We start from the raw sequence: 17,272 nt of genomic DNA, 5'->3' as shown, positions 1-17,272 counted from the left end.
CCCTCAGAACACCAAACTGTGACTGTTTACAAATATCTCATCATCTCTTTTGCACGATTAACCGTTGTTTGAAGTTATTCACACAGCGTACCCAATTTCTCACCCAAGATGAAAGTACGGTCTGAATGCTTGAGGGAGAGCAACGAGATGGATATCAAGAACGCTTTGATTTTAGTGACGAGTGCGGGCTCATTATTGGGCAGAACAGTGGCAGCGCACTTTGCGCGTCTCGGTGCCATTGTTATTCTCTGCGACCAAGACCAAGCTGCATTGAGTGATACACACAAAGAGCTCTATGCCATCACTCAAGATGTTTATCCGATCACTTTGCAAGACTACAGCCAATCTTCCATTCAATCCTTGTTTGACCACATTCAGGCACAATTTAACCGCGTCCCCAATGTACTCGTGAACTGTTGGACCAGCTCTCCTCTGCCACTTTTGAATACTGAAGCAACCTCAGAAGGCTTCATAGAAAAACTATCAAGTACCGCAGGCGCACTATACGGCTATGTGCAAGTGTGCGCGGAACGAATGCGACGCACAGAAACGAAAGGCGTGATCGTCAATGTTATTTCGCACGATGATCATCTAAATTTTACCGGTGTTGAGAGTGTGACTTCCCTCGTTTCGGGTTTTACTCACAGTTGGGCAAAAGAGCTCACCCCTTTTAATATTCGCGTTGGTGGTGTGATTCCATCGGTATCACACCATCACGGACAGATAGACGCGACACATTGGGCTCAAGTACAGGATGAACTCATTCGCAACGCTGAGTACATCGTGGCGAATGAGTATTTCAGTGGCAGAGTGGTGACCACCGAAATCTAACCGAACTCAAAAAATCAAACTGATAAAAAAAGCCCCGGTCTTTCGACTGGGGCTTTGATCTTTTTCCCGATTTTTTTAGGTTTCGTGCTAGCGAAAACCTACCTCATTCCTGAGTCTTACTTCTTGCTGACACTTAGTGACTAAGTATCAGACTTATTTTTTCGCTTTTGGCGCTACTTGGTCTGCTTTCTTCTTGATTACAGTCGTACCTTCGAAAGTTTCACCTTCAACGAAAGCTTTACCGTAGTAAGAAGCCAGTAGAACTTCTTTTAGCTCAGCGATTAGTGGGTAGCGTGGGTTCGCACCAGTACACTGGTCATCGAACGCTTCTACTGCTAGTTCATCAACTTTCGCTAGGAAGTCAGCTTCAGCAACACCTGCCGCTTGGATAGACATTGGGATGTCTAGGTTACCTTTTAGCTCATCCAACCATGCTAGTAGACGTTCAATCTTCTGAGCAGTGCGGTCACCAGCTTGGCTTAGGCCTAGGTGGTCAGCAACTTCAGCGTAACGACGACGTGCTTGTGGACGGTCGTATTGAGAGAACGCAGTTTGCTTAGTTGGGTTATCGTTCGCGTTGTAACGTACCACGTTAGAGATAAGTAGAGCGTTCGCCAAACCGTGTGGTAGGTGGAACTCTGCACCGATCTTGTGCGCCATAGAGTGACATACACCTAGGAACGCGTTCGCGAATGCGATACCAGCGATGGTCGCTGCGTTGTGTACTTTCTCACGAGCGATTGGGTCTTTTGCACCGTTCGCGTAGCTTGAAGGTAGATACTCTTTTAGCATCTTAAGTGCTTGTAGAGCCTGACCATCTGAGTATTCGTTCGCAAGAACAGATACGTAAGCTTCTAGAGCGTGAGTCACTGCATCGTAACCACCGAATGCGGTTAGAGACTTAGGCATGTTCATCACTAGGTTCGCATCTACGATTGCCATTTGAGGAGTCAATTCGTAGTCTGCTAGTGGGTACTTAGCACCAGTCTTGTCGTCAGTAACAACCGCGAATGGTGTAACTTCTGAACCTGTACCTGAAGTGGTAGTGATACATACAAGCTCAGCTTTTTGACCCATTTTAGGGAACTTGTAGATACGTTTACGGATATCCATAAAGCGCATTGCAAGTTCTTCGAAGTGAGTTTCTGGGTGCTCGTACATTACCCACATGATCTTCGCAGCATCCATTGGTGAACCACCACCTAGTGCTAGAATCACATCAGGTTGGAAGCTTTGCATTGCTGCTGCGCCTTTCTGTACTACTGATAGCGTTGGGTCAGCTTCAACATCAAAGAATGTTTGAACTTCCATGCCTTGAGCTTTAAGCAGTTGTACTACGTCATCTGCGTAACCGTTGTTGAATAGGAAACGGTCAGTTACTAGGAATGCGCGTTTCTTACCTTCTAGGTCGCTTAGTGCGATTGGAAGGCTACCACGACGGAAGTAGATTGACTTAGGTAGTTTGTGCCACAACATGTTTTCAGCTCGCTTCGCAACAGTTTTCTTGTTGATTAGGTGCTTAGGACCTACGTTCTCAGAGATAGAGTTACCACCCCATGAACCACAACCAAGAGTTAGAGATGGTGCAACGTTAAAGTTGTAAAGGTCACCGATACCACCGTGAGTAGTTGGGATGTTTACAAGGATACGTGCAGTCTTCAGTTTGTCACCGAAGTAACGGATACGGTCTGCATTTACGTCTTGGTTAGTGTATAGACCAGATGTGTGACCGATACCGCCGATTTCAACCATGGTTACTGCTTGTGCAACTGCGTCTTCGAAGTTGTCTGCGCGGAATAGACCTAGAGTTGGAGATAGCTTCTCGTGAGCAAATGCATCGTCGTAAGACACTTTGCCTAGGCCTTCACCAACAAGAACTTTAGTATCAGCAGGAACTTTAACGCCTGCCATTTCAGCGATCGCTGCAGCTGGTTGACCAACGATTTTCGCGTTTAGTGCGCCATCGATGAGCAGTACTTTACGAACTTTGTCTGCTTCAGCTTTGCTTAGTACGTACGCTTTGTGAGAAGCAAAACGCTCTTTCACTTCGTCGTATACAGCATCAACAACGATTGCAGCTTGCTCAGAAGCACATACTACGCCGTTATCGAACGTCTTAGACATTAGGATAGATGCAACTGCACGTTTGATGTCCGCTGTTTCATCGATAACAACAGGAACGTTACCTGCACCTACACCGATTGCTGGCTTACCAGAAGAGTAAGCGGCTTTAACCATGCCTGGACCACCAGTTGCAAGGATAAGTGCGATGTCATCGTGCTTCATCAGCGCGTTAGAAAGCTCAACCGATGGCTGGTCGATCCAACCGATGATGTCTTTTGGCGCACCAGCTGCTACTGCTGCTTCTAGAACCAGTTTCGCTGCATCGTTAGTCGAGTTTTTCGCACGTGGGTGTGGCGAGAAGATGATACCGTTACGAGTCTTCAAAGAGATAAGAGATTTGAAGATTGCAGTAGATGTTGGGTTAGTGGTTGGAACGATACCGCAGATGATACCTACTGGCTCAGCAATAGTCATCGTACCTAGGTTGTCATCCTCTTCAAGGATGCCACATGTTTTTTCGTCCTTGTATTTGTTGTAGATGAACTCAGACGCAAAGTGGTTCTTGATTACTTTATCTTCAACAATACCCATACCAGATTCTTCAACCGCCATTTGTGCTAGCGGGATACGAGCTTGGTTAGCCGCTAGAGAAGCTGCACGGAAGATTTTGTCTACTTGCTCTTGAGAGTAAGTAGCGAACTCTTCTTGCGCTTTCTTAACGCGTGCAACCATCGCATCTAGTTCAGCCATATTAGTAACAGGCATAGGGAATCTCCTAAAATTAACAAATATTAAAAACTTTTTAGTAAGGCTGTTTGTCTATCACTCTTACTGTGAATCAGTAAGTTACTTAGCAACCGACTTAGTAAATCGCTTTCAGGGCTGAGTATAATATTTCAGAGTATGAAAAAAATTGACTTGGATCAGATCCAACACTCTAAATACCCCAAAAGTGGTGCATGAACGCAATAATTTCACTCAAATCATTGATAAATAGATAAATAAATTTTCAATTTATATCGAACAAAAAGCATGCAAACAAACAAATCGTACAAATAAGCAACGCAACCTTGTAAAAAAGTTTCATTATAAATCTACAAAATTACATAAAATTACATGTAGACGTGAAACTTTGTGCTACTGAGAGTATATCCAATTCCCCCTCCTCCTAAAGACGACGACTCAGTTTTTATCAAAAATGTGCGAATGTTAACGTTTATGTAAATTTATTGAATGAGCAAGGCAAATTATACGCAACAAAGTATGACAAATTACTTCACACGCATTTCAATAATTAGTTTTTCTCAACAATCAAACACACCACACGTTAGTTTTTTTCATTCGTGAACTATGCTTTTTTCGACTATATTTCGCGGTCAAGCCGTTCACCTAATTTCCATGTGGTTTCTCTGATGCAAACGTTCGAAGTCGCTATCTTTCTGCAGTTTTTTCTTGGCCTTGTCGCCGCAGTAAACCCCGTCGGTATCATGCCGGTATTTGTGTCACTCACTGGCCACATGACACCGGAAGAAAAACACAAAACCGCCCTTACCGCCAATGTGGCGGTGGCGATTATTCTGACCGTTTCATTACTAGCTGGTCAGATGCTACTCGACATGTTTAGCATTTCTCTCGACTCCTTCCGTGTTGCCGGTGGTTTGCTACTACTTAGCATCGCCTTTTCGATGATGAGCGGTAAGTTGGGTGAAGATAAACAAAACAAACAAGAGCAATCGGAATACGTGAGTCGCGAACAAATTGGTGTTGTGCCTTTGGCAATGCCTTTGATGGCTGGCCCTGGTGCGATTAGTTCGACCATCGTTTATGGCTCTCGCTACCCAAGCATGTTCGATACCATGGGCATTGTGATCACCATTGCTGCCTTTAGTTTTTGTTCATGGCTGCTATTCCGCTCAGCGCCAATTATCGTTCGCTTTTTAGGACAAACCGGCATCAACGTGATCACCCGCATTATGGGTCTGATCTTGGGTGCACTCGGCATCGAGTTCATCGCCAATGGTCTACGCAATCTCTTCCCCGGATTAGCCTGATTCCAGAATTAAAGGTATGATGTTGCAACGTTTCAACTATGTCGCAACATCATGTCACGCCAGTCACTCAAGCATCATCTTTACGTTATCATTTTCGGTACGCACACGCCTGCAGGCAGAGCCTTTGATATTGGCTTGATCGTCGCGATTTTTACCTCGCTGCTGGTGCTTTTACTTGAATCTATCCCATCGATTCGCGCTCAGTGGGCAAGCGAACTCAAATACCTTGAGTACGGTTTTACCGCCCTATTTACGCTCGAGTATTTGCTACGTTTATATTGCTCACCAAAACCTACCGCCTACGCACGCAGTTTTTATGGTGTGGTGGACTTACTGGCGATACTGCCGACCTACCTTGCTTTCTTATTCCCATCAGCGGCTTTTATGGGCGTCATTCGACTGCTGCGTGTGATGCGTATCTTCCGCATTCTGAAACTCGTTCGTTATTTGCAAGACTCAAATTTGTTGATGCGCTCCTTGCTGATGGCTCGAAGAAAAATACTGATATTTTTCAGCGCGGTGGCTATTTTGGTGACCATATTTGGCGCCCTGATCTACGTAATTGAAGGTCCACACAATGGCTTTACCAGTATTCCCAAAAGTATCTACTGGGCCATTGTGACCATTACGACCGTGGGCTATGGTGACCTCGTGCCACAAACCGATCTAGGCAAAGCCATAGCATCTCTGACAATGTTACTCGGTTACTCAATTTTGGCGGTGCCGACGGGGATCATTACCGCCGAACTCAATCAAGAGATGAACTCACACCGACAATTGGTCAAGTGCCCTAACTGCTCACGTGCTGGACATGAATCCGATGCACTCTTTTGCAAACACTGCGGCAGTGAACTGGCGGATCCCGATAAACGAGTGGTCGCAGTACAAAGCACAGAAGCCGACAAAAAATAAGCGCTCGTATGAGCGCTTGATAGCCTTGTTGCATGAGCCGTAGCAGCTTCAACATCCGTCTGTGATGGTTTCCACTGCAAAGTCCGCACCCGGTTCCATCGCGGCGGTATATTTGACGTAGCAACGGCTCTCTTCGATGGCTTTATTGAAATCCACAATGTTGTCATCGGCCAACCATTGTGACTGCGTAATGATCCACCAATCGGGATCTGAGACTGAACCATTATTGTGTGCAGCCCAAACCCATTCACGTTCTAAATCATGGTAGCCCGTGTCAATTTGTAAGAAGCTTTCCATTCCACCACGCGAAACACTCGGATAACCATATTGCACAGCCCCGTAATTTGGCACGTGGTAGGATTCAAGCGCTTCCATCCCTTCCACAGCGGCTTTTCCATACGCCATCTCCGCCGCATTCGTTACGGCGCCAGCTAAACCTTCAACGACGGAACGCCGTGCATCGGATTGTAAATTCAGGAATCTTGGCGCAGCGACCACCGCTAACACGGCAACAAGCACAATCACTACGATCAATTCTATTAGCGTAAAACCTCGAAATTTCTTATACATACAGCACACCACTCTCAAAACCTACGCTAAATTAGGTCATCAATGTCAACGAACTGTCATTGAAAAAATAAAAAAGCGCCTTTTAGGCGCTTTTTAGAATGATGTCTCATACTTGAGTTATTGCTTCTCAGCAAGGATGATTCTTAGCGTACGACGCAAAGGTTCTGCTGCGCCCCAAAGAAGTTGGTCACCCACGGTGAATGCGTTAAGGAAATCATCACCCATCGACATTTTGCGTAAACGGCCAACAGGGATTGAAAGCGTTCCTGTCACTTTAGCTGGCGTTAGCTCTTGTGCGGTAATGTCACGCTCGTTTGGAATCACTTTAACCCACTCGTTGTCGCTCGCAATGATCTCTTCAATTTCATCAAGAGGGACATTTTGCTTAAGCTTGATAGTCAGCGCTTGTGAATGACAACGCATTGCACCGATACGAACACAAGTTCCATCGATAGGAATTGGAGAATTTTGTAAACCAAGGATCTTGTTCGCTTCTACGCCACCTTTCCATTCTTCTTTACTTTGACCGTTTTCGCGTTTCACGTCGATCCATGGAATCAATGAGCCAGCCAGAGGCGCGCCAAAGTTGTCAACTGGGAACGAGCTGCTGCGCATCGTTTCCGCAACCTTACGATCGATATCAAGAATAGAGCTTGATGGGTTGGCCAACTCTGAGCTTACGGCATCATTGATCACGCCCATTTGAGAAATCAGTTCACGCATATTCTGCGCGCCTGCACCAGAAGCGGCTTGGTAAGTCATTGCACTCATCCACTCAACCATACCTTGTTTGTATAGTCCACCTAACGCCATCAGCATTAGCGAAACGGTACAGTTACCACCAACAAAGGTGTTTGTGCCACTATGGATGCCTTGTTGAATCTGAGCTAAGTTCACAGGATCAAGAGTGATAATCGAATCTGGAGCCATACGCAGTGTAGAAGCTGCATCAATCCAGTAGCCTTTCCAACCCGCTTCACGCAGTGCTGGATACACCTTTTCAGTATAACTACCGCCTTGACAAGTGATGACTGCATCGAGCTGTTTCAACGCATCAATATTGAATGCATCTTGTAGCAAGCCTGCATCTTTTCCAAAATTTGGCGCTGGAATACCAATTTGAGAAGTACTGAAAAAGACTGGTTCAATCAGATCAAAGTCCTTTTCTTCAACCATGCGCTGCATCAGCACCGAGCCAACCATGCCACGCCAACCAACTAAACCCACTCTCATCACATTAACTCTCCGTGTATTCAAACAAAAAATAAAGTTGCATTAATAGTTCTATTTTCTAGGCAAAATCTCAAGCACTAATTGATGGAAACGTCCAACTTTTTCGTTTTGATTTGTTAAGGTCGCAAAACTTCATAATTTGGCTTTGGTAAGAGCTCTGACCGTGCTGATTTTTCCACCCCGAGTCAACATTTACATATGAAGCACATTTATTTCACATTACACAACACTTAAATCTAATAAATTTAAATTTTAGTAGTTTATTATTTCACAAAATACGCCTTACGCCGATCCACATCAAAACAAAAGACTAAATAAATCGAATTATCCACTATGCTGATGTAATGTAGGCACCCTAAACATACGGGGGCGTAATCCCTCTAACGCCCCGACATTTGTCAGAGGAATATATGAAGCAAGAAATTACTCGCTTACCAAGTCTTCCCCAAGTGCTTATTTCACTGGGATTGTTTTTACTTTTGGCTTTTTCGTTTACCGCGAAATTAGATCTACCTATTCAGCTAGCACTTTATATCGGCTGGTTCATTATTATGGTGTTGGGCTTACGTCTAGGTCATCAGTATAAAGACCTGGAAAAAGCGGCATTAAACGGAATTTCGAATGGTTTGGGTGCTGTTCTTATTCTATTAGCCGTTGGCGCATTGGTTGGTACCTGGATCTCCGGCGGTATCGTACCCACTATTATTTACTATGGTCTGAAGGCAATTCATCCTTCTATCTTCCTTTTAGCCACTATGATCATTTGCTCCCTAACAGCACTTGCAACAGGCACCTCTTGGGGCGCTGCAGGTACCGCAGGTATCGCAATGATGGGGATTGGCCAAGGCCTTGGCGTACCAGCGCCTATCACAGCAGGTGCGGTACTATCAGGCTGTTACTTCGGTGACAAAATGTCTCCGCTATCAGATTCTGTGATCCTTGCTTCTTCAATGTCGAACGTTGAGGTTATGGAGCACATCAAAGGCATGCTGCCTATCGCTCTGATCAGCTACATCATTACCGGCATTATGTTCACAGCATTTGGCTTCCATTACGCAGGTAATGTTGACATGAGCCAAGTAGAATCTGTGATTAAAGCGATGGATCAGCAGTTCTACATCACGCCTTACTCGTTTGTTCCTGTCATTATCGTATTGGCACTGCTTGCCATGCGCATGCCTTCATTCCCAGTCATCAGCTTTGGTTCTCTACTGGGTATTATTTGGGCCGTGATGATCCAAGATGTGGATTTCCTAACCGCGTTCAATACTGCTTGGGCACCGTTTGCGATTTCTTCAGGCGTTGATTTCATTGATTCCATCCTAAACCGTGGTGGTATGTCCTCCATGTTGGGCTCGGTGGCCGTGATCGTGTTTGGTCTTGGTTTTGGTGGTCTACTGGATAAAGTTGGCGTGCTAGAAACCATCGCGAAACTGTTTGAACGTCGCGTGCAAAATGCCGGCTCTCTCGCAACCAGCACGATTGGTACAGCGTTTATGGGTAACGTGTTCGGTTCAGCGATGTACGTTTCACTGATTCTGACACCAAAGATTTGTGCGAAAAACTACGACCGCCTAGGTTACAAACGTAAGAATCTATCACGAAATGCCGAGTTTGGCGGCACGCTAACATCCGGTATGGTGCCTTGGAGTGATAACGGCATTTACATGGCGAGTATTCTTGGTGTCGCTACCCTGTCGTATGCACCGTTTATGTGGTTGAGCTTTGTTTGTATCGCAGTGACGATTTTCACCTCCTACATGGGTTGGTTTGTCGACAAGTGCGAGCCTACCGCCGAAGTCAGTGACAAAGAGCAAGGCGTCACGGTACAAAAAATGGCTTAGTCGTCTATTTCAAAAAGCGTCCTCGAGACGCTTTTTGTCTACTGTTTTAAAGGAAGTACTTTTAGTGGGCCCACACTTCTTTAAAAAATAATCTTTCAACTAAGATGCATTAGCCTTACTCTGTTACGCTTTCTATCGTTAACTGTAACGTGATCGCCGAAATGAATTTAGCATGATACACCCTAAGATCTTCTGCTTATTGGCACTCTCAACTCATTGTGCCTTTGCTTCGATAAAGTCAACCACAGCCTTTAGCTTGGACAACGATGGAATTTTTGGCGTAGACCAAGACTACACCAATGGTATTTTCTTCGCTTATGCGTCACCCGCTTTAAGTTCAGAGCACCAAATCCGTCGTCTAAGTTTGGCGGATAAACTGGGCGGTTCTGTTGATAAATGGGAATTTTCAATAGGCCACAAAATGTGGACGCCTGCTGATATTTCCCAGACGACTCCCGTTTTGAATGATCGTCCTTATGCGGGCTACTTTCACGCCGAGCTCAACTACCTTTCTCTTCACCCACAGCAAGCTGTGCGTTATAACCTAACGCTAGGTACCACGGGCGAAAATGCGCTATCCGAAAAAGCACAAAAGCTGGTGCACAGCATTACTGGCTCGACGGATCCCAATGGTTGGGAATATCAAGTGGATGACTATGTTGCTGGTAGTATTGGTTACCAACGCCATGACCTGCTGATACGTTCCGCAAATCTCACTGAGTCAAATTGGGAAATGAGCCATATTTTTGAAGCCAATGCAGGCAATTTCCGCAGTGATGTCGCATCTGGTGTGATGTTTCGCTACGGTTCAGATTTGGCCAATACACTTGGCGCAGCGAGTATTTCAACCGAAAATCCTTTTCACGCAAGCATGATGGGAAATTCCTCATACGGATGGTTTGTTTACAGTGGGCTTTCAAACCGTTATCGCTTTAATGACATCACATTGGAAGGTGAGCGCTCCGGATTACCAGAGCCATCTGACTTATATGATGTGACCCTACAGAACTGGCAAAGTACCGCTGTCGCGGGTGTGGCGCTGTATAATCGTCGTATTGGCATGAGCTTCGCGCTGTCGGCTAAAACCCCTGAATACAAAGAAGCACCAGAACGAATCTACGGTAATGGCGCACTTTCTCTGTACGCCTTTTTCTAACGGCAGGCTTTTCAACGCCAAAAGTTCTAGTGAAAAAAGCGGGATCATTGAGTTATCCCGCTTTTGCTTTTCAAAATCAGATCAAATCGTGAATTTTTGACATTCGTTACTCAACTGACGAGAACTGTCATCAACAAGCTGGCTGACGTCTCGTAACTCACCATTGTTACTTTCCAGTTCTCGCATCGCTTGAGAGATTTGCGTCATGCTATCAGCCATGGATTGACTGGTGGTGGCCAGTTCTTTGATCGATGAGAGAATAATCTCTGTTTGATGGTTAGCTTCATCCGCTTTGGCAGTAATGTGTTTGAGCGCATCCATCGCTTCATGCCCTTTTTGTTGCCCTTTTTCAATCGTTTGACCCGAGCTACTGATGTATTGAATCACCTCGGCACTTTCATTTTTCATGGTTTGAATGGTGCCAGTGATTTCACTCACCGCATCGACAGTGCGGACCGCGAGGCTACGAACTTCATCGGCCACAACAGCAAAACCACGTCCTTGCTCCCCAGCGCGGGCCGCTTCTATGGCTGCGTTGAGTGCCAGTAGGTTGGTCTGTTCGGCGATGCCGTTGATAATGTCCATCACCGAGTCAATTTTTGAGGACGCTTCTTCTAATTGACTGATGTGCCCAGCCGCCGAGTTGAGAATTTGTGCGACCTGCTCAAGTGAGCCGATCGCTTCTGAAATGATTTTGCCGCCATCTTCTGCTGCTTGGTTTGATGCGCGACTAATTTGGGTCACGAATTCCAGTGAATTAGACACCTCTTGCGTTGTTACACTCACCTCTTCAGTTGCCGAGGCAAGCAATTGGGTTTGGCCAAGGATCTCGCCTTGGTGATGAGCGAATTTGTCAAGCCCGACTCGCAGTTCTCCTGCATGCCCAGCCAGTGAATGACTGCTTTCTTGTACTTCAGAAACAAGCTTACCAAGATTTTCACAGCTTTCATTGACCGACTGAGACAACTGATTGAACTCATCATTGGCGTTGTCGCTTAGTGTCAAACGGCAAGACAAGTCACCATTAGAGATCGCTTTAATCACTTGGCTGATACGGTCAAGCGAGCGGGTCAACGACACACTGATGCTCAAAAAAATCACAATAGTGAACACGGCCAGTGCCGCTAATGCAATCAATACTGACCATTGTGTTTTACCCGCTGAAGATGCGGCTCGCTGTTGCTGATCATCCGCGACTGCATTCAACTGCTCTGAAGCTTGCTGAATTAAGTTGATCGCTTCACGTTGGTTGTTTTTCAACTGCTGTTCAAGCGCGCCCAATTGCTGAGAGAGCTCACTGACTCGAACAAACGTTTGTTTAAACTGTTCGATCTCTTTCTCATAAATATCCAACATGCCATAGCTGTTTGAGACGTTAACAAACATCGTCATCGCACGATTAAACAGTTTCATGTTCTGTTCATTTGGCAGCAACAAGTAGTTTTGCTGGGTTTTGATCATGGCTTGAAAATCGGAGTTAATCGTCACCATGCCCGTTTCTTCGATCTTCTGTTCAATGACCTTCGCCAGATCTTTTAACTGACCTAATTTGCCTTCATCAACATTAAAACCAAGTTCTGATTTAACGCTGAGCCACGGAGCCAACGATTTTGCAAGCGCGTCAACCGCTTGCTGCATGCTGTCGGCTTGTGTTGTGAGGTCAAACTGAACGAGAGTTTCACCCGCTTGACGAACGTTTTGCTCTAAATGCGTAACGTCCGCTTTAACGGCATTCACATTAGCAGCGGTCAGTTGGCCTAGTTTTCCCGTTAACTGCAACAGCTCGACTTGGGTTTGAGCGATCTGCCCTGCTCCAGTCGATACTCGACTACTTTGCGAATACTGTTCAGTCAATGAGGTGAGTTGGTTCGAGGTGTAAGCGGCAAGTGCAACAAAACCCAAAGTCAAAATACTCAAAAACAGCTGAATTTTACGTTTCTGAGAAAGCGCAAGCATATCCATGGTCTAATTCCCTACAGCACATTTTCTTATTGTAATAATTAACGTTATGTTTACATTTATAACAATAATCACAATCAACACAAATGTCATTAGCCTGCTATTAGGTTTTTCTCATCATGCGGAGTCAGTTTTCTCGCTTAGAGACTCATTCCGGTGTTTTGCATACTGTTTTAACCCCAGTTTTTGTAATAAAATAACAGCCGAAATTTGATAAGAATTGAGAGCTAGACATGACAACAACGGGTCGTATTCACTCTTTTGAATCCTGCGGAACGGTTGACGGACCAGGTATTCGTTTTATTGTTTTTATGCAGGGCTGTCTAATGCGTTGTATGTATTGCCACAATCGCGATACATGGGACACACACGACGGTAAAGAGGTCACCGTCGAAGAAATCATCAAGGAAGCGAAATCTTATCGTCATTTTATGAACGCCTCTGGTGGTGGTATCACGTGCTCCGGTGGCGAAGCGATGCTGCAACCTGAATTTGTGCGTGATCTGTTCCGTGCAGCAAAAGCAGAAGGCATTCATACCTGCCTAGACACCAATGGTTATATCCGAAAGCACACTGACGTTGTTGACGAAGTATTAGAAGCAACCGATTTGGTGATGCTCGATATCAAGCACATGAAAGATGAAATTCATCATGATTTCATCGGTGTTTCCAACCGTCGTACTCTCGATTTTGCTCGCTACTTGCATAAAATTGGGCAAACAACCTGGATTCGTTACGTGGTCGTTCCTGGGTATACCGATGATCCTGAAGCAGCTCATATGCTTGGTGAGTTCATCAAAGACATGGACAACATCGAGAAGGTCGAACTGCTTCCTTACCACAAGCTTGGCGCTCACAAATGGGAAGCGTTGGGTCTAGAGTATCCACTGGAAGGGGTGAATCCACCACCAAAAGAGACGATGGATAATATTGTTTCTATCCTTTCGCAATACCATAGCAATGTGAAATACTAAGCATCGTATTCGTTATTCAATACCCACTTTACGTGGGTATTGTTTTATATACAGGTATGAATGACATGGATGTATTTGCCTTTTTTTGCTTAGGCGTTATCTTGCTGGTGATTGGGTTTGGTTGCAAAGATGACTTCCTCAAAACCTTTCTCCCGAAGCTAGTGGCAGACAAGCCTTTCCAACACATGACATTTGCGGTGATATTGCTGCTGTTTTTGCTTTGGAATGCTCAAGCAGGAGTCAAAGAAGGGCTATACATCCATTTTCTGGCACTGACCACGCTCACCATGATGTTTGGCTGGAGCATGGCATTTTTGCTCACGCTCCCTGTCTACGCATTACTCACCGCGTTTGGTGATCTCACGATACAGCAATTGCCAAGCACGATTCTCCTCTCTTCCCTCGCCCCGATTCTGTTTTCTTACGCGGTTTTCGTACTCAGCTATCACTATTTGCCGAGAAACATCTTTGTGTTTATTTTCATTGCTGGTTTTTTCAACGCAGGACTGACTGGCAGCGTTCACCTTCTCATTAATGCCCTTTATCATCTCTATGTTGGCCATTACGACTGGCAAACCATATGGCACAACTATTTCATTTTTATGCCTCTGCTCGCCTTTCCTGAAGCGCTACTCAATGGGATGTCTTTAGCTGTGCTCTGCGTCTTTAAACCAGAGTGGCTACGCGTCTTTTCAGACCGTGATTACATTTACAACCACTACCGAAAATAGTGCTCAGATCAACAAACAAATTTTCCATTTTTCCCATTAAAACTGTGTTGAGATCATGTTTCATCGTGTGATGTTCCGCTAACCTAACGTCAACAACACAATTAGAGAATATATAGTGAGGTCACCATGGAAATGTCGAATGCACAACGATTGATCCTATCCAACCAGTACAAGTTGATGTCTCAGATCGACCCTGAAAATGCCGAAAAATATCAGCGTTTTCAGACCATCGTTGAGCGTGGCTATGAGCTGCAAATGCGTGAGTTGAACAAAGATTACGGCTGCATCACTGAAGCACTTTGTAAAGAAATTATCGATGTGATGGAAATGTACCATGCAATGCAAGAGTCTTTCCGCATGCTCGATGCGGAGGAATCTACCCAGGTTGATCAGCGTCGCCTTCAGTTCCTTGGTTTTGATATTGCCTCTGAAGCACAATTGGTTCACTACGTTCGATTCTTAACCGAATCTGAAGGTCTCTACCCTCAATTCGATAAAGGTGACCACCACTTCAACAGCCAAATGCCGATGCTGGAAAAATACCGCCGTATGTTGGCGACTTGGCGCAAGTGCCCTCGTCAATACCACTTATGTGCGACAGAACTGCGCCAAATTTTTAATGCCTAGTTTTAGAACGTAGCGTTTCGCAGACGAACAGACAAGATTTCAAATAAAAGGTTGACCAGTGTCAGCCTTTTTTGTTCGTGCAAGACAAAAAAATCCCAATCTACACGACAAAAAACTTCAACATTAATTTAACAACCCCCATTCTTTCAATCATCTAGCTTCCCTTGTCTCACCTTGGTTCGAGCTCTTTAACTGGGAAAAAAACCTGCCAAATCTGCAAGCAACAAACTCTCGCCTATCTTAAATAAATGCATAATTTATTGGGCAAAATTGAAAATCCCCGTCTAGGCTTATCAAAGAGAAGGGACGATATTTGCCAACGTTCGTCAGCAGACCGAATAAGAAGGGGAATGTGACATGAGTATTTTTGACCACTATCAAGCGCGCTATGAAGCAGCAAAAGATGAAGAGATGTCGATACAGGACTTTCTTGCACTATGTAAAGATGACAAAAGTGCCTATGCGAATGCCGCTGAACGACTTCTTATGGCCATCGGAGAACCTGAGTTAGTCGATACGTCGATGCATCCACGATTAAGCCGTATTTTCTCTAACCGTGTGATTTCACGCTATAAAACCTTTAAAGATTTCTATGGAATGGAAGAAGCGATTGAACAGATCGTCTCCTACCTAAAACACGCCGCTCAAGGGCTGGAAGAACGCAAGCAGATTCTTTACCTACTGGGCCCTGTGGGCGGTGGTAAATCGTCGCTGGCAGAAAAGCTCAAAGCACTAATGCAACAAATGCCGATTTACGTGCTCACCGCCAACGGGAAACGCAGCCCTGTAAACGACCACCCTTTCTGCTTATTTGACGTCAATGAAGATGGCGAAATATTGCAAAAAGAATATGGCATCGAAAAACGTTATTTACGCTCCATCATGTCACCTTGGGCAGCTAAACGTCTGCATGAGTTTGGTGGGGATATCAGTCAGTTTAAAGTCGTGAAAGTTCGCCCTTCCATACTCGATCAAGTGGGTATCGCAAAAACCGAACCAGGTGATGACAACAACCAAGACATCTCATCACTGGTCGGCAAAGTCGACATCCGCAAACTGGAACATTATTCGCAAGACGATCCCGACGCGTACAGCTACTCTGGTGCTTTATGTAAAGCAAACCAAGGTTTGATGGAGTTTGTAGAGATGTTTAAAGCACCCATCAAGGTGCTCCACCCTCTCTTGACGGCGACTCAAGAAGGCAACTTTAATGGTACTGAGGGACTCTCTGCGATTCCATTTGAAGGCATGATATTGGCTCACTCCAATGAATCCGAGTGGCAGACTTTCCGTAACAACAAAAACAACGAAGCGTTTTTGGACCGCGTCTATATCGTCAAAGTCCCTTACTGCTTACGCGTTTCTGAGGAAGTGAAAATTTACCAGAAATTGCTAGAGCACTCTGAGCTTTCCAAAGCACCATGTTCACCAAGTACTTTAGAGCTGTTGGCTCAGTTCAGTATTCTTTCGCGCCTCAAAGAGCCAGAAAACTCGTCCATTTTCTCTAAAATGCGGGTATACGATGGCGAAACGTTGAAAGATACCGATCCAAAAGCCAAGAGCTATCAAGAGTACCGCGATTATGCGGGCGTGGACGAAGGCATGAAGGGGCTCTCAACGCGCTTTGCGTTCAAGATTCTTTCTCGTGTGTTTAACTTCGACCAAACTGAAGTGGCCGCTAACCCTGTCCACCTCTTCTATGTCATCGAACAGCAAGTTGAGCGTGAACAGTTCCCGCAAGAAACGGCTGAACGTTATTTGGAATTTTTGAAAGGTTACTTGGTGCCTCGCTACGTCGAGTTCATCGGTAAAGAAATTCAAACCGCTTACCTTGAGTCTTATTCTGAATATGGTCAGAACATCTTTGATCGCTATGTCACCTACGCAGACTTCTGGATTCAGGATCAAGAATACCGCGATCCAGAGACAGGTCAGCTGTTCGACCGCTCGGCCTTAAACGGTGAGTTGGAGAAAATTGAGAAAACGGCGGGCATCTCTAATCCAAAAGATTTCCGTAATGAAATCGTTAACTTTGTGCTTCGTGCGAAAGCCAGCAACAACGGTCAAAACCCTGTGTGGACCAGCTATGAAAAACTTCGCACTGTGATCGAGAAGAAAATGTTCTCCAACACCGAAGATCTTCTTCCTGTTATCTCCTTTAACGCAAAAACCTCTTCTGAAGACCAGAAGAAACACGATGACTTTGTCGCTCGTATGATGGAAAAAGGCTACACCGAGAAACAAGTTCGCTTGCTTTCTGAGTGGTACCTGCGCGTACGTAAATCGTCCTAACCCGGATGTGAGTTAGGTCTGTGGAACA

Annotated in this window: 13 protein-coding genes; 9 read left to right on the top strand and 4 right to left on the bottom strand. The window is 45.2% G+C overall.

The annotated features are described in order from the left end of the window. Positions 1-147: 147 nt before the first annotated feature. Entirely contained in the window at positions 148-831 is a 684-nt protein-coding gene (locus tag FC652_RS03655; RefSeq protein ID WP_176297520.1) for an SDR family oxidoreductase, read from the top strand. Between the two features lie 153 nt (positions 832-984). Here FC652_RS03655 and adhE read toward each other — a convergent pair whose 3' ends face one another. Then, positions 985-3,660, bottom strand: a complete 2,676-nt coding sequence (gene adhE, locus FC652_RS03650; protein ID WP_176297519.1) for a bifunctional acetaldehyde-CoA/alcohol dehydrogenase — start codon at positions 3,658-3,660, stop codon at positions 985-987. Between the two features lie 647 nt (positions 3,661-4,307). On the opposite strand from adhE, the gene FC652_RS03645 reads away from it, so the two are divergent. Both FC652_RS03645 and FC652_RS03640 read left to right on the top strand, forming a co-directional pair. Then, positions 4,308-4,946, top strand: coding sequence for a YchE family NAAT transporter (locus FC652_RS03645; RefSeq protein ID WP_176297518.1), 639 nt, complete (start codon positions 4,308-4,310; stop codon positions 4,944-4,946). 51 nt (positions 4,947-4,997) lie between these two features. Then, a complete protein-coding gene (locus tag FC652_RS03640; protein WP_176297517.1) occupies positions 4,998-5,858 on the top strand; it encodes an ion transporter in 861 nt (286 codons plus the stop codon). 48 nt (positions 5,859-5,906) lie between these two features. Here the strand turns inward: FC652_RS03640 and FC652_RS03635 are convergent, their stop codons facing one another. Together FC652_RS03635 and asd are read right to left on the bottom strand one after the other, a co-directional pair. Continuing rightward, a complete protein-coding gene (locus FC652_RS03635) occupies positions 5,907-6,428 on the bottom strand; it encodes a prepilin-type N-terminal cleavage/methylation domain-containing protein (RefSeq protein ID WP_176297516.1) in 522 nt (173 codons plus the stop codon). 117 nt (positions 6,429-6,545) lie between these two features. Beyond that, entirely contained in the window at positions 6,546-7,661 is a 1,116-nt protein-coding gene (gene asd / locus FC652_RS03630; protein ID WP_130251427.1) for an aspartate-semialdehyde dehydrogenase, read from the bottom strand. A 410-nt stretch (positions 7,662-8,071) separates the two neighbouring features. Here asd and nhaC point away from each other — a divergent pair, with 410 nt between their 5' ends. Next, on the top strand, positions 8,072-9,505 hold the full coding sequence (nhaC, locus tag FC652_RS03625; protein ID WP_176297515.1) for a Na+/H+ antiporter NhaC: 1,434 nt from the start codon (positions 8,072-8,074) through the stop codon (positions 9,503-9,505). Between the two features lie 172 nt (positions 9,506-9,677). Continuing rightward, the gene (locus FC652_RS03620) at positions 9,678-10,661 is read left to right on the top strand and encodes a lipid A deacylase LpxR family protein (RefSeq protein ID WP_176297514.1); all 984 of its coding nucleotides are present in this window, start codon (positions 9,678-9,680) and stop codon (positions 10,659-10,661) included. 81 nt (positions 10,662-10,742) lie between these two features. Here FC652_RS03620 and FC652_RS03615 read toward each other — a convergent pair whose 3' ends face one another. Continuing rightward, positions 10,743-12,623 (bottom strand): methyl-accepting chemotaxis protein, encoded by a 1,881-nt coding sequence (locus tag FC652_RS03615; protein ID WP_176297513.1) that lies wholly within the window; start codon positions 12,621-12,623, stop codon positions 10,743-10,745. A 230-nt stretch (positions 12,624-12,853) separates the two neighbouring features. Between FC652_RS03615 and pflA the strand changes: the two genes are divergently transcribed. The 4 genes from pflA to FC652_RS03595 all read left to right on the top strand — a co-directional run bounded on the left by pflA (position 12,854) and on the right by FC652_RS03595 (position 17,244). Next, positions 12,854-13,594 (top strand): pyruvate formate lyase 1-activating protein, encoded by a 741-nt coding sequence (pflA, locus tag FC652_RS03610; RefSeq protein WP_176297512.1) that lies wholly within the window; start codon positions 12,854-12,856, stop codon positions 13,592-13,594. 65 nt (positions 13,595-13,659) lie between these two features. Beyond that, complete coding sequence (locus FC652_RS03605) at positions 13,660-14,325, top strand: energy-coupling factor ABC transporter permease (RefSeq protein WP_176297511.1); 666 nt, start codon at positions 13,660-13,662, stop codon at positions 14,323-14,325. A 126-nt stretch (positions 14,326-14,451) separates the two neighbouring features. Next, the gene (locus FC652_RS03600; RefSeq protein ID WP_176297510.1) at positions 14,452-14,952 is read left to right on the top strand and encodes a YfbU family protein; all 501 of its coding nucleotides are present in this window, start codon (positions 14,452-14,454) and stop codon (positions 14,950-14,952) included. A gap of 357 nt (positions 14,953-15,309) precedes the next feature. Continuing rightward, a complete protein-coding gene (locus FC652_RS03595) occupies positions 15,310-17,244 on the top strand; it encodes a PrkA family serine protein kinase (RefSeq protein WP_080536463.1) in 1,935 nt (644 codons plus the stop codon). The last annotated feature ends 28 nt before the right edge of the window (positions 17,245-17,272 follow it).

It is taken from the genome of Vibrio sp. 05-20-BW147 (assembly GCF_013369385.1).
GTDB lineage: Bacteria > Pseudomonadota > Gammaproteobacteria > Enterobacterales > Vibrionaceae > Vibrio > Vibrio floridensis.
The sequence above is the reverse complement of the archived record's forward strand: the minus strand, read 5'-3'. Positions and strand labels throughout refer to the sequence as shown.